Consider the following 21260-nt stretch of genomic DNA (forward strand, 5'->3'; position numbering starts at 1 on the left):
GGGCGGGACGAGGGTGGGAGTGGCATACTCGCCGCTCCCAAAACCTTCCGGAAACTGCACGATGTTCCCGCTCCGCACTCTGGCCCTGGGCGCCCTGCTTTTGCCCGTGGCGGCCTTCGCCAACGATCCGTATTCGTATGCCCAACCCGATGAGGTGCGCGTAAGCCATCTCGATCTTCAGCTGAAGCTGGATTTCGCCCAGCGCCAGCTCGACGGTCAGGCCACACTGACGCTGGACTGGAAGGATCCGAAAGCCACGAATCTTGTGCTGGATACGCGCGATCTGAACATCAGCAGCGTGGAATCGGTGGATGCCAGCGGCAAAACCACCGCACTGAAATATGTACTCGGGGCGCGCGACAAGCAGCTTGGCAGCAAGCTCACCATTCAAACCCTGCAGCGCCCGCATGAAGTGCGCATCGTCTACACGACATCGCCTGCAGCGAGTGGCTTGCAGTGGTTGCCGCCTGCGCAGACGGCAGACAAGAAGCAGCCTTTCATGTTCTCCCAGTCCGAATCCATCCATGCGCGCTCATGGGTACCGCTGCAGGATTCGCCGGCAATCCGTTTCACCTACGACGCCCATGTCACCGCACCGCAGGACACCCGCGTGGCGATGAGTGCGCCGAACGATCCGAAGCATCCGTTGAACGGCGATTTCAGTTTCAATCAGACGCATCCGATTCCTTCTTATCTTTTGGCGATCGCCGCAGGCGGTCTGGACGTTCGCGAAACCGGCCCGCGTTCGGCGGTGTATGCCGAACCGTCCGTGGTCGGCAAGGCAGCGCATGAGTTCGAAGACACCGAGAAAATGATCGAAACCGCCGAGAAGTTGTACGGCCCGTATCGTTGGGGCCGTTACGACATTCTCGTGTTACCGCCGAGCTTCCCGTATGGCGGCATGGAAAATCCCAACATGACGTTTGCCACGCCGACCGTGCTGGTCGGTGACAAGAGCCTGGTGTCGCTGGTTGCGCACGAGCTGGCGCATTCGTGGTCGGGCAATCTGGTGACGGCTGCATCGTGGCGCGACATCTGGCTCAACGAAGGTGTTACCACGTACGTGCAGGGCCGCATTACCGAAGCACTGTACGGCAAGCGCCAGGCGGATGAAGAAGCGCTGCTCGACATTCACACGCTGCAAAAGGAAATCGGCTCGATGCCGGCGAATTCGCAGCGACTTGCGCCCAAGCCGGGCGCGGTCGATGCAGACGATTCGCTCTCCGACGTCGCTTACACCAAGGGTTCGTGGTTCCTGCGTACGCTAGAGCAACGCTTCGGCCGCGACACGTTCGACAATTATCTGAAGAGCTACTTCAATCATTTCGCCTTCCAGAGCATCACCACCGAACAGATGCTCAGTTTCCTGAAACCGAACCTGATCGACAAATACCCCGGCAAGATGAGTTGGGCCGAAGTGCAGGATTGGGTTTACGGCACCGGCATTCCGAAGAACGCGCCGATTCCGGATTCGCCGCGCTTCGACAACATCGACAAGGAACGCAGCGCCTTCCTTGCCGGTACGCTGACGGCCGGCAAACTCGATGCGAAAGACTGGAACACGCAGGAATGGATGTATTTCCTCAACGGTCTGCCGGATGTGCCGCCGCTCGACAAGATTCAAGCGATCGACGCAGCGTGGCATCTCACCGGCACGCCGAATGCGGAAATCGGCATGCGCTGGTACGTACACGCCGTTGCTGCCGGCGACAAAGCTGTATGGCCGGCTGCTGCTGAACATATGACGCGCATTGGCCGTCTGTATCTCACGATGCCGGTATATGCGGCATTGAGTAAAACGCCTGAGGGTCTTGCTTACGCCGAACAAGTGTATGCCAAGGCGAAGGACGGCTATCACCCGCTGACGCAGCAGGCCGTCGAAGCCCTGTTTGCGAAAGCCAAAGCAGGTCACCACTGAAGCACCACGCCACGCGTTTCGTCATTCCGTTTCATATCGGAATGACGAACGCTGTTCTGTCCCTATGAGCATCAACTATGAATACACCCACTGGTCCCAACGCACGTCCACTCTGGCAGCGCCTGCTGATTCGCCGCCTGAAATTTCTCGGCATTATCGCGGGATTGGCTATCGTCGGCCTGGGCGGCAGCTACGCCATCGCGCCGCAATTGCTCCTCAAAGGCCATGTTGCGTGGGAAGCGATGAATGCGCAGCTTGAAACGCGCTCCGTGCAGGTAGGCGACACGAACTGGGTGTATTACGAAGGCGGTCAGGGACCTACCATCGTGTTGCTGCACGGTTTCGCCGCGAACAAAGATGTGTGGCTGAAAGTGGCACCCATACTGACCCCGCACTTTCACGTGATCATTCCCGATCTTCCGGGATGGGGCGACTCCTCACGCGTTGCCGGTGCCAGCTACAACATCGATAGCCAGGCGGCACGCCTGAGTGATTTCCTGGACGCCGTCAACGCGCACCATATGCTGCTCGTCGGTCATTCGATGGGCGGTGCCATCGCCGGCGTCTACGCGTCGGAGCATCCCGACAACGTGACCGAGCTGGCGCTGATCGATTCGCTCGGCCTGAAGTTCAAGGAGAACGAGTTCGCGAAGGAAGCCCTGGCTGGCACCGATCCGTTCGTTTACGACGATCGCGCCGGCTTTGAGCGCGCCACGGCGCTGGCCTTCGAGACTGTGCCGAACATTCCGGGCCGATTTATCGATGTGTTTGTGAAAGACAACATCAAAAACCGCGCGTTTATCGAAAGCACGTTTAAGGAATTGCGTGACAACTCGCAGGCTCTGGCGCTGCAGGATCGCCTCGACAAACTCACCATGCCGGTGCTCGGACTGTGGTGTCACGACGACAAGATCATCGATATTTCGGCGCTCGACACGCTGCGTGATGGCCTGACACATTCGCCGTCCATCAGCACCAGCATCGTCAACGGCTGCAACCACATGCCGCAGATGGAAAAGCCTCAGCAATTCACGCAGATTCTTACCAACTTTGCGTTGGCGCATCAGTAGATGCATCTGGCAGGCTGCGTTATGGCGCAGCCTGCCGCGCATCAGCGCTATCGAATCAAAACAACCACGGAATCAGCGCTTTCACGCGCTGCATATAGGCGCGGTATTGCTCACCGAACAACTCGGTCAGCCAGCGCTCTTCCAGCCGTAACTTGCGCCAGAACGACATTCCGACGATCGCCGTAGCGATCAATCCGCGCCACTCGCCAATAGCCACCGCAGTGCCGAAAAAGGCGAGCAGAAGGCCCGTGTAAATCGGGTGGCGGACGAGGCTGTAGGGACCGCGGACGATCAGCTCGTGATCCTGCTTGAGCTGCACGACGCCGCTCCAGTTGCGCCCGAGAATCACGCGAGCCCAGCACGCGAAGGCGAGACCCGCGACGGTGAGCGCAAACCCCAGCCACACGACCCACAACTGGGCCGGCACAAAACGCTCAACCAGAAAGGTGCCGCGATACAAGCGATAGTTTTGCAGCAGCATCACGGCGATGATGAGTGGCAGTGCGTATTTGCCAAACCGCGAGAGACCCGACTCGACGCGTACTGCACTTTTGACGTTCAGCGCGCTGACACCCCAGTAAATCAGCCAGATCAGCCACGCACCGCCGAACAAGTAACCGAATGAAAACGACATCCGTATCCTCTTCGTGAATGTGATTGGCTATCTTGGCGAACGCGCCATCAATCGGCGACGTCGGCGATCAGTCGATCCAGTTCGGCCTTCAACGTTGCGCCATTTTGGCGAAGCCAGTCGCGCTGCTCGCGCCAATCGGGAAAAATCGATTCGACATGGGCCCAGAAGCGCGGCGAGTGATTGCGCACTTTCAGATGACACAGTTCGTGCGCCAGCACATAGCGCAGTGCCGCGGGCGGGGCGAGTGCTAGCGCGAGATCGAGGTTGATGCGATCGCGCGTGTCGAGGCTGCCCCACAAGCTTTTCATGGAACGAATGCGCAGAGCAGTCGGCGCCAAGCCGAGTTGCGGAACGTAACCGGCAAGCCAGCGCGATACATCGCGGCGAATCAGGTTTTCGAAGTGCGACGCAAGCAAGCCGCGTGCGACCGGCAACGCACGACTATGCGGGCGCGGGATTTCCAGCGTCACGCCACCGTCGTAAGCGACGACGCGCGGATAGGCGCCTTCCGCCCAATCGAGTACCACCTGCTCACCGCGCAGCGGAAACTCCAGCACGTGACCGACCCGCAACGGCGGCAGCGGTTCGACGACGAGATTCAGTTCGTCGAGTTTCTTCTCCAGCCAGTCGGCGTTGTGGCGAAGAAACGCGTTGACCTGGGACGGATGGGTACCTTGCGGATAGGTCACGCGCGCGCCCTTTGGCGATACGGTGAGCCGCAGCCGTCGCGCCCGCGGGTGCGAAGCTTTGAGCACGCGAATGGTGTTGCCGCTGGGGGTTGCCAACTCCAGCCAGTCGCCGTCGAGGTACGCCATGATCCTGCCTTTTCATACTGCTACCGGGGGCCAAAATGGCCCTCGGCTCCAGCGAGAATGTGGGGTGGCGAGGCCCTGCGCAAGGGCTATTTTGCCCGCCCCTCCGGAAGGCCGATCTGGCGCGCGTCTCAGCTTTCGGTGGGACGCGGGAGGCCGAACCATTCCTCCATTTTGGCCAGCAGACGCTCCAGCTCCAGGGTCAGGAGGGCGAATCGGGCGTCCATCTCGGCGGCGGCGTCCTGCTGGCTATCGCCCAGCTCGTCCATCACCACATCGAGGAATTTCAGCTTGCGAACGACCAGATCCTCGCCCAAAACGAAGCTCATGCGGTCGTCGAAAACCAGGCCGAGCTGAAAGACCTGCTTGCCGTTGCGTAGATGTTCTTTCACTTCTTCGGCATCGAGATCCTGACGACGGCAGCGAGCGATGGCACCGGTGGCTGTGGCCGGATCGCGCAGTTCGCATTCGTCGCCAAGCACCAGACCGCCGGGTAACTTTCCGGTAGCGAGCCAATCGGTCATCAGTGCACGCGGGCCTTCTTCCGGCGCCAGCGGCACGGCAGGGAAACTGCCGAGCGCTTCGCGAACTTGCGTCAACGCATTTTCGGCCGACTTGCGGCTGGCCGTATCCAGCACCAGCCAGCCATTCTTGCGATCCACGTACGAGGACATGCGCGAGCTGCGCACGAACGCGCGCGGCAGCAGTTCGGTCAACAGATCTTCCTTGATGCGCTTGCGCTCGCGGCCGCCGACCTTGCGGCCCTCTTCTTCGGCGATTTTCTGCACCTTGCGCTGCAACTCGTCGTTGACCACAGCAGCAGGCAGCAATTTTTCTTCGCTGCCGACCGTCAACAGTGTGCACTTGTTGACTTCGTGCGTGAGCGCCGCGTCGTCGCCGCGACCAACCGGCGGCACGAAGCCGCGCGTACCCATTTCCAGCGGGCCACAGGGGCGAAGACGATGATCGGCCAACGCCTCATCGAGACGTTTCAGATCTTTGGCAACGGCGGGAGAGAAGCGAAACAACGTGAGGTTGCGAAAAAACATGAAGACCTTTTCTTTTGAGTGCGTTCCGACAACTTAGATGTTCCGCCCCTTCCCTGCGTGCAGGAGAAGGCTGGGATGGAGTCATACGGACGGGCTTTACTCCACCCCTGCTTCACGCAGGAGAGGGAGTAAGGCGACATATCAACGAATAACAGCAGCGACGGCGGAGACCACGTTATCGAGGTTGGCCCGATTCAACGCGGCGACGCAAATGCGGCCAGTGCCGATCGCATAAATCGCATGCTCTTCGCGCAGAACATCCACCTGCGCCTTGCTCAAACCCGAATACGAGAACATGCCGGCCTGCTTCTGGATGAAACCAAACTGCGGTGCACCGTGCGCGGCGAGCTTTTCGACCATGCCGGCACGCATCGCATGAATGCGTTCGCGCATCCCGGCAAGTTCCGACTCCCACAGCGCGCGCAATTCCGCGCTGTTGAGCACACCGGCGACCAATGCGCCACCATGCGTGGCCGGGCTGGAATAGATCGAACGGATGACGCGCTTGACCAACGACTGCACGCGCAGCGCTTCATCGCGATTGGCCGCGACGATCGACAACGCACCCACACGCTCGCCGTACAACGAGAACGACTTCGAATACGAATTGGCGACAATGAACGACTCGATGCCCGACTCGGCAAACAGCCGCACCGCTGCAGCGTCTTCATCGATGCCTTTGTCGAAGCCCTGATAGGCCATATCGATAAACGGCAGCAGATTGCGGTCCTTCACCAGTGCAACGACCTGCTTCCACTGATCGACCGTGAGGTCCACGCCCGTCGGGTTGTGGCAGCATGCATGCAACAGCACCACGGTGCCGGGTTCGAGCTTGTTGAGATCGGCCAGCATGCCGGGGAAATTCAGGCCGTGCGTGGCGGCATCGTAATAGGTGTATTCGACGACATCGAAGCCGGCTGCCGTGAACACGACGCGGTGGTTTTCCCAGCTCGGGCTGCTGATGGCGATTTTTGCCTTCGGCAACGCTTTCTTGAGCAGATCCGCACCCACGCGCAACGCGCCGCTACCGCCAATGGTTTGCGATGTAGCCACGCGGCCCGCAGCAAGCAACGGCGATTCGGGACCGAACACCAGCTTCTGCGTCGCTTGCGTGTAAGCAGGCAAACCGTCGATCGGCAGATAACCGCGCGGCAGCGATTCGGCCGCCAGTTTCTGCTCCACTTCCTTCACGGCGCGCAGCACAGGAATACGGCCCGTTTCATCGTAATAAATGCCCACGCCCAGATTGACCTTGCCCGGACGTTTGTCCGCCACGAATGCCTCGGTCAGGCCAAGGATCGGATCGCCAGGGGTCATTTCAACGGATGCAAAGTGGGACACGGCAGTACTCGATAGCGGGGATGAAAGAAATGGACGTCTAAATCAATGCTCGCCGGTGTCGCAGCCGGCCAGCCAATCGTGCGCATCGACGCGGATGGCGCCTTCGCGCGCACCAAGCGAAGAGAAATCGAACAGCTTGCGATCGGTCAATTGCGATGGCGCCACGTTGCCGAGTGCGCGGAAGATGGTTTCGCTGCGCCCCGGAAACTGGCGCTCCCATTCCTGCATCATGCGCTTGACCGCTTTGCGCTGCAGATTTTCCTGCGAGCCGCAGAGGTTACAGGGAATGATCGGAAACTGCTTGTGCTCGGCATAGTCGGATATGTCATCTTCCTTGCAATACGCCAGCGGGCGAATCACCACGTGGCGCCCGTCATCGGAGCGCAGCTTCGGCGGCATCGCCTTCAAACTGCCCTGATAGAACAGGTTGAGGAAGAACGTGCCGAGAATGTCATCGCGATGATGGCCCAGCGCAATCTTGGTGACGCCATTGGCCGCCGCCCAGTGGTAGAGCGCACCGCGGCGCAGACGCGAGCACAAGCTGCACATCGTCTTGCCTTCCGGGATCACGCGCGTGACGGTGCTGTAGGTGTCCTGTTCGATGATGTGGAACGGCACGCCGCGTTCGGTGAGGTAGTCAGGCAGCACGTGCTCGGGGAAGCCCGGTTGCTTCTGATCCAGATTCACCGCGATCAACTCAAAGCGCACGGGTGCCTTGGCCTGCAGCGACAGCAGGATATCCAGCATGGTGTAGGAGTCTTTGCCACCGGACAGGCACACCATGACCTTGTCGCCGTCTTCGATCATGTTGAAGTCGGCCATCGCCTGACCCACTTGATGGCGCAGACGCTTGGCAAGCTTGCCGGCTTCATAAGCCTGCTTGCGGGTGACTTCCAATGGAACGACGTCGGGGTGGGCGGACATGGCAACGGCATCGAACGGGCAAGCGCCTATTGTACCTGCCCCGCCCGGTCGGTTTGTTCCGAGGCGCCAGCCGCATGGGAGCGCGCTACAATCACGTTTTTATTGCCACCCCGAGCGCCCCTACGCCATGCAGGCTCAGGATCCGACCCAGATCGCCCACTTACTGGCAGAGCTTCGCCAGGAGCATCGCGATCTGGACGCGGCGATCGAGCAGCTGTCACGGGCCGTGGGCCGCGACGAGCTGCAGATCACACGCCTGAAGAAACGCAAGCTGCTGCTGAAAGACACTATTGCGCGGCTTGAAAGCAAGTTAATCCCCGACCTTGACGCCTGAACCGATGTCCACACTCGCCCCGGTTTCTCTCCAGGACGACTATGTCCTGCTCGAACCTCTGGATTTGCACCACGCTTTCGACCTTGAAGCCGCCGTGGCCGATGGCGAGCTGTGGAATCTTTGGTTCACCAGCGCGCCGGCTCCTGGCCAGGCGCGCGCGTATATCCAGAAAGCGCTGGATGGATTGGCCGCCAACACCATGCTGCCGTTTGCGGTGCGTGAAAAAAGCAGCGGGCAGATCGTCGGCACCACGCGCTTTTATGATTTTGCGCCGGAATTACCGCGTATCGCCATCGGCTACACCTGGTATGCGAAACGGTGGCAAAAAAGCCATCTCAACACCGCTTGCAAGCGCCTGCTTTTGAAGTACGCGTTCGAATCGCTCCAATGCGTCGCCGTCGAATTCCATACCGACGGCCGCAACCTCGATTCGCAACGCGCCATCGAACGGCTCGGTGCACATCGCGATGGTGTGCTGCGCGCCCATAAGCGCCGGCCCGACGGCACGCTGCGCGATACGGTGTGTTATTCGATCATCGCCAGCGAATGGCCCGACGTACAGCGCTGGCTCGACATGCGGCTGACGCGCCTTGGCGCGCAGCCGCGCGTTACAACAAACGGTTGAGCATTCGATCCAGACGAACGCGGCGCAGTCGACGCAGCAACGTGCGCACTTCGGCGGGGTAATGCCGCGGATTATCCAGCGTGTGGTAGTCGTCCAGACGAATCGCGTGGCGGCGTAATGCTGCCCACTCCGCCTCGTGTTGCGCGATCAATTGGTGAGATGGATCGTGCAACAACAATCCATTCTCCAAATCCAACGCCCACGCGCGTGGATTGAGATTATTGCCCGTGAGGAGAGCAATCTCTTCGTCAACCAGCAAACCCTTTAGGTGATAGCTGTTGCCACCATCGCACCACAACCAGAGATTCAATTGCCCGCGAAGCATGTGTGCGCGATGGTTGCGGGCAAAACGGCGCAGGTTGTTCTCATAAAGATAGGGCAGCAGGCCAATCTTGCGGAAAGGCTCTTGCGGCGGAATGTAAAAATCATTCGCGGTTTTGTCGCCGACCATGATGTCGATCGTGCAGCCACGACGCAGCAGATGACCCAGCACCGCGCGCACTTGTCTGGGCAAATTGAAGTACGGCGTAAAAATCACCACGCGTTTTCGCGTGCGGCGCAGCAGTGTCGACACTGTATCGTTGAGCTGATTGTCACTACGCCCAAAGCCCACCAGTGGCGTGACAGCGACATCGCCGTCCTTCAATGCGGCATGCGGCGTGGTGTAATGCGCATGTTGCAACGTGCGGCGAAGATGCCGGATAGCCGTCTGTAAATCGCGCGTGGAGGGCAGCGGCCGCTGATCGAGCCGTGTCACAGCGTCCGACTCGGCGAGATAGTGCTTCGCGAAGCGAACCATGCTATCGGCCAAACCCACATGATGAATCAGATGATAGCGATCGAGCCGGTAGCGCCCGTGTTTGGCGAGATAGACATCGTTGATGCTGGCACCGCTGTAGAGCACGTCATCATCAATGATGAAGCCTTTCAGATGCAGCACGCCGAATAGTTCGCGATTTTGCACCGGCACGCCATACACCTTCACGGCGTCGCCGTATTGCGCGGCGTACTCGCGATACATCGCGGCATTTCCCTCACTCGCGGTCTTGCCGATCAGTCCGCGCCGTGCACGGTGCCAGTCGACGTAGATCTCGATATCCAGTGTTGGGTTGGCCCGGTGTGCGGCGTATAGCGCTTCGAGTACCTCCCGCCCCGCATCGTCATCCTGCAGATAGAGCGCCACAAGCACGATTCGGTGTTTCGCCTGCTCGATCAGCTTCAAAAGCGTTTTTCGAAACGATGCCGGTCCGTCCAGCGTCTGGATGTCATCCGGACGCACGGCAAACGCGGGCATCTGCTGCGCCGGTTGCTTTCTGGAGCGACTGAACGGCGAAAGGCGCCGGGCGAGTCGTTGGGGCAGAGAGGGGCGGGGACTCATGCCGGCCATGGTAGCGTCTCGAGCAACGTGCCCGGCACGTTTATCGCCACGATTTAAGTCATCTTGCGCATTCTCGCGGCACGTTTCCCAAGCGGGCGCGTAAGTGCTTTCCCATCCGCTTGCACCGGCACCTGCGGCATCTCGGGAGGGCCGGGATGACGACGGCATGGAGTCGCCACCCATTTCTCGATGAGTGCTGCACTGCCCACCGATACGCGACACGCTCTGCCGACTCATCGCGCACATTCACGCATCGAAGATGACCATGAATGTCGCTCGCTGCCCCTATATCGCACGGACCTACATCAACGCAGGGCGTCCTTTCCGTACATATGCACATCGCCAGCGTCGCGAACAGGAAACTTAATTTAGTTACTCATGAAACAAAAACGGCGCGAAGTCGTTGTTAGATGCAGACGTTTAGCCGTCCATACGCGCACGCATCCGCAGTTCGGAAAAATAATCATAAAAAAATGATTGACACATCGTTACCGCGTGCCGTACGGTCCATGACATGCCGCAGCGCAACAGCCACCGCTACGTGACCCGAGCCATCCGTCCTCCGACGGTTGCGGACATGTTGCCTCTGGGCGGCCTCCTTCTTCTTTCCCTCGTACTCGTACTCCTTATTACTAACGGAGGTGCGGGCTGAGGGCGCGTGTCCAGGTAAAGCAAAACTAACCTAGATACCCCGAAGAACCCCGCACCCGATAAGGATGCGGGGTTTTTTGTTGCCCCTCGGCACCGACCCAAACGGAGCCAGGCATGAATCCCGAAACAGCAAACCCGAACGAGCCCGCCGAAAGCGTCGACAGCGCCGAAGACCGCGTACGGATCTTCGACACGACCCTGCGCGATGGCGAGCAGGCCCCCGGTTTTTCCATGGACCGGCGAGCGAAATTGTGCATGGCACAAGCCCTCGAAACGCTTGGTGTGGACGTGCTGGAAGCGGGTTTTCCGCAGGCTTCTCCCGACGATTTTGCAGCGGTCGATGAAATCGCACGCACGTTGCGCAACACGACGGTGTGCGCACTTGCGCGTTGTCAGAACGGGGACATAGACACCGCAGCACGCGCGCTCGAACGCGCGCACCATGCACGCATTCACCTGTTTCTCTCGACCAGTCCACTGCATCGCGAGCACAAGCTCGGCATGAGCAAGTCGCAGGTGCTGGAAACGGCCGTCGCATCGATCGAGCGCGCACGCAAATACTGCGCGGACGTCGAATTCTCGGCCGAAGATGCGCTGCGCACCGAGCCGGATTTTCTCGTCGAAGTATTCAGCGCCGCGATCGCCGCCGGCGCGACGACGCTCAATGCGCCCGATACCGTGGGTTATACGACGCCCGCCGAAATGGTCGAGTTGTTCACCTACCTGCGCAAACACGTTCGCGATGCGCACAAAGCGGTGTTTTCAACGCATTGCCATGATGACCTGGGCATGGCCGTCGCCAACAGCCTCGCCGCCGTGAGCGCGGGCGCACGCCAGGTCGAGTGCACCATCAACGGCATCGGCGAACGCGCGGGCAATGCAGCGCTGGAAGAAATCGTGATGGCGTTGAAGGTGCGCGCGCCGCATTTCGGGCTGCGCACCCACATCGACACACGCAAGCTCTATCCCACCTCGCGCCTGCTGACACAGGTCACCGGACAGGCCGTCCCGCGTAACAAGGCCGTGGTGGGCGAAAACGCCTTCGCACACGAATCGGGTATCCATCAGCACGGCATGCTCAAGCATCGCGGCACGTACGAAATCATGCGCCCGCAGGACGTGGGGATTGCAGAAACCACGCTGGTTTTGGGCAAGCATTCCGGCCGCCATGCGCTGCGTCAGCGCCTGGAAACGCTCGGCCACACATTGGACGAAGCCGCCATGGAGGGCATCTTCAAGCGCTTCAAGGCGCTTGCCGATCGCAAACGCGACATTCGCGATGAAGATCTGGAAGCCCTCGCGCTCGGCCAAGATCCGGATGCGATCGGTCCGTGGCGCATCGATCAGCTCAACACCACCTCGCATCTGGGCGGCAGCGCATCGGCAACGGTGAAACTGTGCCACGAAGACGGCCGCGAAATCGGCGAGGCTGCCATCGGCGACGGACCTGTCGACGCCGTACTGCGCGCCATCGAGCGCGCCACCGGCACCGACATGGTGCTCAAGCGGTTCCAAGTACGCGCGATGAGCGAGGGCGGCGACGCGCAAGGACACGCGCAACTCACCGCACGTCACGCGCAGCGCGACTGGAATGGCAGCAGCGTCAGCACCGACATCATCGAAGCCACCGCGCATGCCGCACTGGCCATCGTCAACCGCATCGAACGGCAGGTGAGCGACAACCCCGCAGCAGCACGAATGTCGCAAGGAGTCATCGCATGAGTACGCCCTTTCTTTGGCATAACGGGCGTATCAAGCCCTGGGCCGAGGCGACGGTTCACGTCAGCACGCACGCGCTGCACTATGGATCATCCGTATTCGAAGGCGAACGTGTGTATGCAACGCCGGAAGGTCCGGCGTATTTCCGCCTGGCCGATCACACGCGCCGCCTGTTCGAATCCGCGCGCGTGTACGAGATCGAGATCGGCTACACCGAGCAGCAGATCGATGAAGCATGCCTGGAACTGATTCGCGCCAACCGGATGGCATCGGCTTATGTACGTCCGATTGTTTTTCGCGGCGCCGGCGGGCTCGGCGTTCTCCCCAGGGACGGCGCGCCCGTCGACGTCGCGATCATGGCATTGGAATGGGGCGCGTATCTGGGCGAAGCCGCCGAAGTGGGCGCGGATGTTTGCGTGTCGTCATGGAATCGTCCCGCGCCGAACACGCTTCCCAGCTGGGCCAAGGCAGGCGGTAATTACCTGAGCAGCCAGCTGATCGGCCTGGAGGCGCGTCGCGGCGGTTTCGATGAGGGTATCGCGCTGGGACACAACGGTCTGCTGAGTGAAGGTGCGGGCGAAAACCTGTTCCTGGTGAAGCGCGGAAAACTGCTCACCCCACCGTCGAGCGCAGGCATTCTCGCAGGCATCACGCGCGATACGGTCATTACGCTGGCCGCCGATCTCGGTATCGCCGTCGAGGAACGCGATCTGCCGCGCGAAGCGTTGTACTCCGCCGACGAAGTGTTCATGACCGGCACTGCCGCGGAGATTACGCCGGTGCGTTCGGTCGACCGCAAAAAAGTCGGTAGTGGGACGCCCGGCCCGATCACTCGCGCATTGCGCGATGCGTTCTTCGGGCTTTTCGACGGACGTACACAGGATCGCTACGGCTGGCTGACTCATGTGAATGCGTTCGTCCATCAACGCGAAGATCAAGAAGCGACCATCCATGGCCGCACTTCTCACCAAAAGCACGCTACGGCAAAGGTTTCGGCATGAGTCCGCGCACACTATTCGAAAAAATTTGGGATGCCCACGTTGTCGCCGCAGAAACGTCCGACACGCCATCCGTGCTGTATGTCGACCTGCATCTGGTGCACGAAGTAACCTCACCGCAGGCGTTCAGCGAATTGCGCCAGCGCGGACTGAAGCTACGTCGTCCCGATCGTACGCTCGCAACGCTCGATCACTCCACACCAACGCTACCGCCGAAAGCGAACGGCGAACGCCCCTACGCGAACGACGAAGCGAAGGCGCAGGTCGCGCAGTTGGAAACCAATTGCCGCGAATTCGGCGTGCAGCTTTACGGCTGGGATAGCGCCGATCGCGGTATCGTGCACGTGATCGGACCGGAACTCGGTGCCACGCAGCCTGGCATGACAATCGTGTGTGGCGACAGCCACACCTCGACGCATGGTGCTTTCGGCGCGTTGGCCTTCGGCATCGGCACCACGGAAGTCGGCCATGTGATGGCTACGCAGTGCCTGCTGCAACGTAAGCCAAAAACCTTCGCCATCCACGTCGACGGCCAACTGCCGCGCGGCGTCGGCGCGAAAGACCTGATCCTGCACATCATCGGCCACATCGGTGTGGATGGGGGCACCGGACATGTTCTGGAATACCGCGGCGCCGCGATTGAAGCGCTATCGATGGAAGAACGCATGACGGTGTGCAACATGTCCATCGAAGCGGGCGCCCGCGCCGGATTGATTGCGCCCGACGAAACGACGTTCGCCTGGTTGAAAGGACGTCCGCGCGCACCGCAAGGCGCAGCATGGGAAACGGCGGTGCAACGCTGGCGTGCACTGCGCACTGACGACGGCGCCGAATACGACCGCGAAGTGCACATCGACGCAAGCCAGATTCGCCCCACCGTCACCTACGGCACGCATCCGGGCATGGCCATCGCGATGGATAAACCCGTTCCCGCGGCACGCAACGCGCCGGAACAGCGCGCGCTCGATTACATGCAGGCCAAACCCAACCAGCCGATGCAAGGCATGTCGGTGGATGTAGTGTTTATCGGCAGCTGCACCAACTCTCGCCTGTCCGATTTGCGTGAAGCGGCGAACGTCTTTCGGGGACATCGCGTCGCCCAAGGCGTGCGCGTGTTGGTGGTGCCTGGTTCCGAAGCCGTCCGTCGCGATGCCGAGCGCGAAGGCTTGCATGAAGTGTTTCTCGCCGCCGGCGCGGAATGGCGTATTCCCGGCTGCTCGATGTGCATCGCCATGAACGGCGATCTCGCGCAACCGGGCCAACTCGTCGTCAGCACATCCAACCGCAACTTCGAAGGCCGTCAGGGCAAAGGCGCACGCACCGTGCTCGCCAGTCCGGCCACGGCTGCCGCATCGGCCATCGCCGGCGCAATCGCCGATCCGCGCGAATACCTGACGGAGGTCGCCGCATGAAACCCATCACGCGCATTCACTCGCGTACAGCCGTTCTTGTCGATGAAAACATCGATACCGATCGCATCATTCCTGCGCGCTTTCTCACCACCACCGAGCGTAGTGGCCTGGGCAAGTATTGCTTCCAGGATTGGCGCTACGTGCAAGACGGCGGCGATAACCCGGACTTTCCACTCAACAAGCCCGAAGCGCGTGGGTGCAGCATTCTCGTTGCCGGCCGCAACTTCGGCTGCGGTTCCTCGCGCGAACACGCACCGTGGGCGTTGCTCGATTACGGCATTCAAGCTGTGCTGTGCAGCGAGATCGCCGACATCTTCCGCGGCAACGCGTTGAAGAACGGCTTGCTCGCCATCGTGCTCGATGAGGCGGAGCACCGTTGGTTGCTCAAGAACCCCGGGATCGAACTGTCCATCGACGTACGCGAGCAGGCTATCGAATTACCCGATGGCGGACGCATCCGTTTCCAGCTTGAAGCGTTCGCACGGCACTGCCTGCTCAACGGCGTCGATCAACTCGGTTTTCTGCTTCAGCAAAACAACGCAATCACACACTACGAACAGCAACAGGAGAAGGCAGCATGAAAGCGCGTATCGTTACCCTGCCCGGCGACGGCGTGGGTCCGGAAGTCACCGACGCGGCTGTTGCCGTACTGAAAGCTGTCGCAGAGCGCAGCGGTCACACTTTTGAATTCGAATCGCACGCCATTGGCGGCTGCGCCATCGATGCGACCGGCGAGCCGCTTCCGGCTGCCACGCTTAACGCGTGCAAGAAAGCCGATGCCGTGTTTCTCGGCGCAGTCGGCGGCCCGAAATGGTCCGATCCGCACGCGAAAGTTCGCCCGGAACAGGGCTTGCTCGCGCTGCGTGCGGCGCTGGGTGTATTCGCCAACTTGCGTCCCCTGCAGGTGCACCCGGCGCTCGCTTCGTTCTCGCCGCTAAAGAACGAGAAGCTGAAGAATGTCGACGTGCTGTTCGTACGCGAACTGACCGGAGGTGCGTACTTCGGTGCCAAGACGCGCACCGAAGACACCGCGACCGATGAATGCAAATACACCGTCGCGGAAATTGAACGTGTGACGCGCCGCGCTTTCGAATTGGCGCGCGACCGTCGTCAGCACGTCACGTCGGTCGACAAGGCCAATGTGCTGGAAACCTCTCGCCTGTGGCGCAGCACCGTGCAGCGCATCGCCGCTGACTATCCGGACGTCAAGCTCGAACATCAGCTGGTCGATTCGATGGCCATGCTGTTGCTGACGCAGCCGGCGCGTTACGACGTCGTCGTGACCGAAAACCTGTTCGGCGACATTCTCACCGACGAAGCGGCGGCTCTGGCCGGATCGCTGGGTTTGCTGCCTTCCGCATCGCTCGGCGCGGGCAAAGTGGGTCTGTACGAACCCATTCATGGCTCCGCACCGGATATCGCCGGCCAGGGCATCGCCAATCCGCTGGGCGCGATTCTTTCCGCGGCGTTGCTGTTGCGTCATTCGCTGGAACTGGAAATCGAAGCGACGACCGTCGAAGCCGCCGTTGCCCAGGTGCTTTCCAACGGACCTTACAGCCGCGATCTGGGCGGCAAAGCCACTACGTCTCAATTGCGCGATGCCGTGATCAGTGCGCTGGACGACGTCGCCACGCCCGCCTTCCTGTGCGGCCTGCGTGCGTGCGGTTGAGCGGAGGAACGATGCGAAGCGATCTCATCAAAACCGGTCCTGATCGCGCTCCCGCGCGCGCCATGTTGCGCGCGACGGGTTTGCAGGATGCCGATATCAGCAAGCCACTCGTTGCGGTGGTGCATACGTGGTCCAACGTCAGCCCGTGCAACCTCAATTTGCGCGAACTGGCCGAGCACACCGCAGCCGGCATTCGTGCGGCGGGCGGCACGCCCATCGAGTTCAACACGATTGCCGTGACCGATGGCATCGCGATGGGCACGCCAGGGATGCGTGCGTCGCTGATCAGCCGTGAAGTGATTACCGATTCCATCGAATTGGCCGTGGACGGTCACTGTCTCGATGCGATGGTGGTGCTGTGCGGCTGCGACAAAACCATTCCGGCCGCAGCGATGGCCATGGCGCGCTTGAATATTCCGGCTGTTGCGCTGTACGGCGGCAGCATCGCGCATGGCACGCACAACAATCACCCCATCACGATTCAACAAGTGTTTGAAGCGGTCGGCGCGCACGGTGCAGGCAAGATCGACGATGCGGAACTCGCCGCCGTCGAGAAAGATGCATGTCCCGGTGCCGGCGCATGCGGAGGACAGTTCACCGCGAACACGATGGCAATGGTGATGCAGGCCTTGGGCCTGTCGCCGATGGGTTTCAACGACATTCCCGCCACCCACCCCGCCAAGGCGCATGCCGCGTATCGCTGCGGCGAACTGGTGATGGATTGTCTGCGCGCAGAACGCAAACCGCTGGACATTCTGGATGTCACCGCATTCCGCAACGCTGCGCGCATGGTGGCCGCGACGGCTGGCTCGACGAATGCCGTGCTGCACTTGCTGGCTATCGCACGCGAAGCAGGTGTCCCGTGGACGATTGAAGATTTCGAACCGGCATCCGTACACACGCCCGTCATTGCCGATTTACTGCCCGGCGGTCGTTACACCGCCGTGGAGTTGTTCGGCGCGGGCGGTAGCGCGCGTGTGGCGCAGGAGCTCATCGCCGCAGGGATGCTCGAAGATCGCCCGACCGTAACGGGCCTTCATCTGTTTGAAGAATGCGCCAAGGCACCGCGCGCCGAGCAACAGGATGTCGTGCATCCGGTCGACAAGCCGCTCAAACCACGCGGCGGCTATTCCATTCTCTACGGCAATCTCGCACCGGAGGGCTGCATTCTCAAACTCGCCGGAAAAGGCGCCAATCACTTCGAAGGTGTTGCGCGCGTTTTTGAAAGCGAGGAAGAAGCCTTCGCCGCCGTGCAAGGCGGAAAGATCAAACCGGGCGACGTCATCGTCATTCGCAATGAAGGCCCCGCTGGCGGCCCCGGCATGCGCGAAATGCTCGGCGTCACGGCAGCACTGGTCGGGCGCGGGTTGGGGAATGACGTCGGACTGATTACCGATGGACGTTTCTCCGGTGCCACGCACGGTTTCATGGTCGGCCATATCGCGCCCGAAGCCGCGCGAGGCGGACCGATTGCGTTGCTGCGCGACGGCGATCGCATCTTCATCGATGGCGACAGCCGCGAACTTCGCACAGACGCCGATCTGGAAAGCCGCCGCGCCAGTTGGAAAGCGCCCGCCGCAAAAGTCACGCACGGCGCACTCGCCAAGTACGCGCAGTTGGTCGGTTCTGCATCGGATGGCGCCACGACGCATCCGCGCACCGCCGTCTCGACACCACCTTCCATTCAACGACACACCACGACAAAGACCCCAGCAGGAGTTCCCGCATGAGCACCACTGCAACTACCGATACGCTCGCCAAGGCGCGCATCGCCGTTCTTGGCTATGGCAGCCAGGGCCGCGCCCACGCGCTCAATCTCAAAGACTCCGGCCTGGATGTTGTGATCGGCCTGCGCCCGAACGGGCCGACATGGAGCAAGGCCGTCGCCGATGGCTTCCACGTTGTAGAGCCGGCCGAAGCAGTGCGCGATGCCGATCTTGTCGCCGTGCTGACACCCGACATGGTGCAGCCGACGCTGTACAAGGAATCGATCGAACCGAACATCAAGGCCGGCGCGGCACTGTTGTTTGCGCACGGCTTCAACGTGCATTTCAAACAGATCGAACCACGCAGCGATATCGATGTGATTCTCGTCGCCCCGAAAGGCCCGGGCGCATTGGTTCGCAGCGAATACGAACGCGGCCGCGGCGTTCCCTGCGTGTACGCCGTGCAGCAGGACAAGACCGGCCACGCCGAAGAGAAAGCCAAAGCCTATGCAGCCGGTATCGGCGGCGCACGCGCCATGCTGATCAAGACCGATTTCAAGGAAGAAACGGAAACCGATCTTTTCGGCGAGCAGGCCGTTTTGTGCGGCGGCGCAAGCGAACTGGTCATCAAGGGTTTCGAAACGCTGGTCGAAGCGGGCTACCAGCCTGAAATCGCTTACTACGAAGTGCTGCACGAACTGAAGCTGATCGTGGATTTGTTCTACGAAGGCGGTATCACGCGCATGCTGCAATTCGTTTCGGAAACCGCACAGTACGGCGACTACGTCAGCGGCCCGCGCATTGTGGATTCGGCCACGAAGGAACGCATGAAGGGCGTGCTCACGGACATCCAGGACGGCACGTTCGCACGCAACTGGATTGCCGAATACAAGGCCGGCCTGCCTAACTACAAGAAGCTCAAGCAAGCCGATCTGGATCATCCGATCGAGCAGGTTGGCGCAAAGCTGCGCGCACGCATGCCATGGCTGCAAGCCGGCGCGAAAGCCGAGCAACCTCAGCTGAAGAAAGTGGGTTGATGCCATGCAGCGCTCTCTCATCTCCCCTCCCCCAAGGACTCCGGCGAGAGAGCGCTGCATGTGCTTTTGTCAGCACACTTTGACTACCACCAAAGGACTGTTGTGAATATGTCGTCGCTGAAATCCTCAATCGCTGCCGATGCCGAACCCGGCATCTCGCGCCATCCGCTGACCGGCAAACTGCTGAGCGGTGCGGACGTCGTCGTACAAGTGCTGGCGGATGAAGGCGTCGATGTACTGTTCGGCTATTCCGGTGGCGCGATTTTGCCTGTGTACGATGCAGTGTTTCGCCACAACGCCGAACACATCAAACCCGATGGCGGTGAACCGATGCCGTTGATCGTTCCCGCGAACGAGCAAGGCGCCGGTTTCATGGCGGCCGGTTATGCGCGCGCGTCGGGCAAGGTGGGTGTGGCGGTTGTAACGTCGGGTCCCGGCGCGACCAACATGGTGACGCCGGTGCGCGATTCGACGGCCGATTCGATTCCGCTGGTGGTGATTTGCGGACAAGTCGCGACGCAAGCCATTGGCAGTGACGCCTTTCAGGAGGCGCCCATCAGCAACATCATGGGCTCCTGCGCCAAGCATGTCTTTTTGGTGACCGACGCATCGCAACTGGAAGCAACGATGCGCACCGCGTTTACGATCGCGCGTAGCGGCCGCCCCGGCCCTGTGGTGGTGGATATTCCCAAGGATATTCAGAACACTCCGCTGGTATTCAAAGGCGAAGGCGAATTGGCGTTGCCGGGTTATCGCGCGCGTCTGCGTGCCGTTGAACAGGCAGCGCTCGCCGATGACGACTGCAAGCGTTTTTTCGATGCACTGTCGCGCGCGAAGCGTCCGCTGATCTATGCAGGCGGCGGGATCGTCGCCGGTGGCGCGGCCCCCGCGCTGAAAGCGTTCGTCGATGCGTTTGGTCTGCCGGTGACGACCACGCTGATGGGCATTGGCGGTTACGACACTACCGGCCCACTCGCCCTGCACATGCTTGGCATGCATGGCACGGCGTACGCCAATTACGCGGTTGAAGATTGCGACTTTCTCCTCGCGCTCGGCGCACGCTTTGATGATCGCGTGGCCGGCGTTCCCACGCAATTTGCACCGCGCGCCAAATTCGTCGCGCATATCGATATCGATCCTGCCGAGATCAACAAGGTCAAACAGGCCCACTGGCATCACATCGGCCCCTTGGACCGCGCATTACAACGCCTTACCCGATTCGGAAAAACGCACGAATACACCTTGTCGCTATCGGATTGGCACGCACACATCGCCACGCTCAAGTGCGATCACGCGATGAACTACGATCGCGACAGCGCGCTGATCCAGCCCTACGCAGTGCTGCAAGAAATCAACCGGCACGCTCAAGGCCGCGCCATTGTCAGTACGGGCGTGGGCCAGCATCAGATGTGGGTCGCGCAATACCTCGATTTCTGCGCGCCGCGGCACCTGCTTACATCCGGCTCGATGGGGACGATGGGTTTCGGTCTTCCCGCCGCGATCGGCGCGCAATTTGCCAGGCGCGATGCGTTGGTGATCGACATCGATGGCGACGCCAGCATTCGCATGAATCTCGGTGAATTGGAAACGGTAACGACGTATGGGCTGCCATTGAAGATCGTGGTACTGAATAACGTGGGCGACGGCATGGTACGTCAATGGCAGAAGCTGTTTTTCAAGGGGCGCTTTGCGTCGTCCGATAAAAGCCTGCATCGCAAGGATTTCGTGCGCGCGGCCGAGGCGGATGGATTTACATGGGCGCGTCGCCTGGAGCAGCGCGAAGAGCTTGCCGCAACGATCGCCGAATTCCTTGCGTTCGACGGTCCTGCTTTTCTGGAAGTGATGATCGACCCCGATGCCGGCGTCTATCCGATGGTTGGCCCTGGCGCCAGCTACGCACAGATGATCACCGGCGACTTCATTCCCGCACGCACGGCTCCGACAGAAGCCGAAGCGGCGGCCTCCGACATGTTCTGATCCGAC

General features: G+C 60.8%; 18 protein-coding genes. 12 read left to right on the forward strand and 6 right to left on the reverse strand.

Annotated elements, in window-relative coordinates; translation table 11 throughout:
* Nucleotides 1-61 precede the first annotated feature (61 nt).
* Both VK725_RS02305 and VK725_RS02310 read left to right on the forward strand, forming a co-directional pair.
* Entirely contained in the window at nucleotides 62-1918 is a 1857-nt protein-coding gene (locus VK725_RS02305) for a M1 family metallopeptidase (protein WP_325316443.1), read from the forward strand.
* A gap of 77 nt (nucleotides 1919-1995) precedes the next feature.
* Nucleotides 1996-2988 carry an alpha/beta fold hydrolase gene (locus tag VK725_RS02310; RefSeq protein ID WP_325316444.1) on the forward strand — a complete coding sequence of 331 codons (993 nt, stop codon included), beginning with the start codon at nucleotides 1996-1998 and terminating at the stop codon, nucleotides 2986-2988.
* Between the two features lie 55 nt (nucleotides 2989-3043).
* Here VK725_RS02310 and VK725_RS02315 read toward each other — a convergent pair whose 3' ends face one another.
* From VK725_RS02315 to ttcA, 5 genes are all read right to left on the reverse strand, one after another.
* Nucleotides 3044-3622 (reverse strand): isoprenylcysteine carboxylmethyltransferase family protein, encoded by a 579-nt coding sequence (locus tag VK725_RS02315; RefSeq protein ID WP_325316445.1) that lies wholly within the window; start codon nucleotides 3620-3622, stop codon nucleotides 3044-3046.
* A gap of 47 nt (nucleotides 3623-3669) precedes the next feature.
* On the reverse strand, nucleotides 3670-4437 hold the full coding sequence (locus VK725_RS02320) for a M48 family metallopeptidase (RefSeq protein ID WP_414648434.1): 768 nt from the start codon (nucleotides 4435-4437) through the stop codon (nucleotides 3670-3672).
* A gap of 128 nt (nucleotides 4438-4565) precedes the next feature.
* Nucleotides 4566-5483 (reverse strand): recombination-associated protein RdgC, encoded by a 918-nt coding sequence (locus VK725_RS02325; protein ID WP_325316446.1) that lies wholly within the window; start codon nucleotides 5481-5483, stop codon nucleotides 4566-4568.
* A 141-nt stretch (nucleotides 5484-5624) separates the two neighbouring features.
* Nucleotides 5625-6824 (reverse strand): amino acid aminotransferase, encoded by a 1200-nt coding sequence (locus VK725_RS02330; protein ID WP_325316447.1) that lies wholly within the window; start codon nucleotides 6822-6824, stop codon nucleotides 5625-5627.
* 42 nt (nucleotides 6825-6866) lie between these two features.
* On the reverse strand, nucleotides 6867-7748 hold the full coding sequence (ttcA, locus tag VK725_RS02335; RefSeq protein WP_325316448.1) for a tRNA 2-thiocytidine(32) synthetase TtcA: 882 nt from the start codon (nucleotides 7746-7748) through the stop codon (nucleotides 6867-6869).
* Nucleotides 7749-7875: 127 nt separating this feature from the next.
* On the opposite strand from ttcA, the gene VK725_RS02340 reads away from it, so the two are divergent.
* Nucleotides 7876-8082 (forward strand): YdcH family protein, encoded by a 207-nt coding sequence (locus VK725_RS02340; protein ID WP_325316449.1) that lies wholly within the window; start codon nucleotides 7876-7878, stop codon nucleotides 8080-8082.
* A gap of 4 nt (nucleotides 8083-8086) precedes the next feature.
* Nucleotides 8087-8707 carry a GNAT family N-acetyltransferase gene (locus VK725_RS02345; RefSeq protein ID WP_325316450.1) on the forward strand — a complete coding sequence of 207 codons (621 nt, stop codon included), beginning with the start codon at nucleotides 8087-8089 and terminating at the stop codon, nucleotides 8705-8707.
* On the opposite strand, the gene pssA is transcribed toward VK725_RS02345, so the two are convergent.
* Nucleotides 8691-10001 (reverse strand): CDP-diacylglycerol--serine O-phosphatidyltransferase, encoded by a 1311-nt coding sequence (gene pssA / locus VK725_RS02350; protein ID WP_414648435.1) that lies wholly within the window; start codon nucleotides 9999-10001, stop codon nucleotides 8691-8693. The two genes, VK725_RS02345 and pssA, sit on opposite strands and share 17 nt — an antisense overlap.
* Before the next feature lie 849 nt (nucleotides 10002-10850).
* On the opposite strand from pssA, the gene VK725_RS02355 reads away from it, so the two are divergent.
* From VK725_RS02355 to ilvB, 8 genes are all read left to right on the forward strand, one after another.
* Complete coding sequence (locus tag VK725_RS02355) at nucleotides 10851-12458, forward strand: 2-isopropylmalate synthase (protein ID WP_325316451.1); 1608 nt, start codon at nucleotides 10851-10853, stop codon at nucleotides 12456-12458.
* A complete protein-coding gene (locus VK725_RS02360; RefSeq protein ID WP_325316452.1) occupies nucleotides 12455-13456 on the forward strand; it encodes a branched-chain amino acid transaminase in 1002 nt (333 codons plus the stop codon). The genes VK725_RS02355 and VK725_RS02360 overlap by 4 nt, the downstream gene beginning before the upstream one ends.
* Nucleotides 13453-14865 carry a 3-isopropylmalate dehydratase large subunit gene (gene leuC / locus VK725_RS02365; protein WP_325316453.1) on the forward strand — a complete coding sequence of 471 codons (1413 nt, stop codon included), beginning with the start codon at nucleotides 13453-13455 and terminating at the stop codon, nucleotides 14863-14865. The genes VK725_RS02360 and leuC overlap by 4 nt, the downstream gene beginning before the upstream one ends.
* A complete protein-coding gene (gene leuD / locus VK725_RS02370; protein ID WP_325316454.1) occupies nucleotides 14862-15446 on the forward strand; it encodes a 3-isopropylmalate dehydratase small subunit in 585 nt (194 codons plus the stop codon). The genes leuC and leuD overlap by 4 nt, the downstream gene beginning before the upstream one ends.
* On the forward strand, nucleotides 15443-16534 hold the full coding sequence (leuB, locus tag VK725_RS02375; RefSeq protein WP_325316455.1) for a 3-isopropylmalate dehydrogenase: 1092 nt from the start codon (nucleotides 15443-15445) through the stop codon (nucleotides 16532-16534). The genes leuD and leuB overlap by 4 nt, the downstream gene beginning before the upstream one ends.
* Nucleotides 16535-16545: 11 nt before the next feature.
* On the forward strand, nucleotides 16546-18264 hold the full coding sequence (gene ilvD, locus VK725_RS02380) for a dihydroxy-acid dehydratase (protein ID WP_325316456.1): 1719 nt from the start codon (nucleotides 16546-16548) through the stop codon (nucleotides 18262-18264).
* Nucleotides 18261-19277 (forward strand): ketol-acid reductoisomerase, encoded by a 1017-nt coding sequence (ilvC, locus tag VK725_RS02385; protein ID WP_325316457.1) that lies wholly within the window; start codon nucleotides 18261-18263, stop codon nucleotides 19275-19277. Before ilvD ends, ilvC begins: the two co-directional genes overlap by 4 nt.
* 108 nt (nucleotides 19278-19385) lie before the next feature.
* Entirely contained in the window at nucleotides 19386-21254 is a 1869-nt protein-coding gene (ilvB, locus tag VK725_RS02390; RefSeq protein WP_325316458.1) for a biosynthetic-type acetolactate synthase large subunit, read from the forward strand.
* Nucleotides 21255-21260 lie beyond the last annotated feature (6 nt).

Source organism: Dyella sp., from assembly GCF_035486915.1.
GTDB lineage: Bacteria > Pseudomonadota > Gammaproteobacteria > Xanthomonadales > Rhodanobacteraceae > Dyella_B.

Coding starts and splice junctions, on each gene's coding strand:
- VK725_RS02305 (WP_325316443.1), top strand. CDS start 62: ATGTTCCCGCTCCGCACTCTGGCCCTGGGCGCCCTGCTTTTGCCCGTG.
- VK725_RS02310 (WP_325316444.1), top strand. CDS start 1,996: ATGAATACACCCACTGGTCCCAACGCACGTCCACTCTGGCAGCGCCTG.
- VK725_RS02315 (WP_325316445.1), bottom strand. CDS start 3,622: ATGTCGTTTTCATTCGGTTACTTGTTCGGCGGTGCGTGGCTGATCTGG.
- VK725_RS02320 (WP_414648434.1), bottom strand. CDS start 4,437: ATGGCGTACCTCGACGGCGACTGGCTGGAGTTGGCAACCCCCAGCGGC.
- VK725_RS02325 (WP_325316446.1), bottom strand. CDS start 5,483: ATGTTTTTTCGCAACCTCACGTTGTTTCGCTTCTCTCCCGCCGTTGCC.
- ttcA (WP_325316448.1), bottom strand. CDS start 7,748: ATGTCCGCCCACCCCGACGTCGTTCCATTGGAAGTCACCCGCAAGCAG.
- VK725_RS02340 (WP_325316449.1), top strand. CDS start 7,876: ATGCAGGCTCAGGATCCGACCCAGATCGCCCACTTACTGGCAGAGCTT.
- VK725_RS02345 (WP_325316450.1), top strand. CDS start 8,087: ATGTCCACACTCGCCCCGGTTTCTCTCCAGGACGACTATGTCCTGCTC.
- pssA (WP_414648435.1), bottom strand. CDS start 10,001: ATGCCCGCGTTTGCCGTGCGTCCGGATGACATCCAGACGCTGGACGGA.
- VK725_RS02355 (WP_325316451.1), top strand. CDS start 10,851: ATGAATCCCGAAACAGCAAACCCGAACGAGCCCGCCGAAAGCGTCGAC.
- VK725_RS02360 (WP_325316452.1), top strand. CDS start 12,455: ATGAGTACGCCCTTTCTTTGGCATAACGGGCGTATCAAGCCCTGGGCC.
- leuC (WP_325316453.1), top strand. CDS start 13,453: ATGAGTCCGCGCACACTATTCGAAAAAATTTGGGATGCCCACGTTGTC.
- leuD (WP_325316454.1), top strand. CDS start 14,862: ATGAAACCCATCACGCGCATTCACTCGCGTACAGCCGTTCTTGTCGAT.
- leuB (WP_325316455.1), top strand. CDS start 15,443: ATGAAAGCGCGTATCGTTACCCTGCCCGGCGACGGCGTGGGTCCGGAA.
- ilvD (WP_325316456.1), top strand. CDS start 16,546: ATGCGAAGCGATCTCATCAAAACCGGTCCTGATCGCGCTCCCGCGCGC.
- ilvC (WP_325316457.1), top strand. CDS start 18,261: ATGAGCACCACTGCAACTACCGATACGCTCGCCAAGGCGCGCATCGCC.
- ilvB (WP_325316458.1), top strand. CDS start 19,386: ATGTCGTCGCTGAAATCCTCAATCGCTGCCGATGCCGAACCCGGCATC.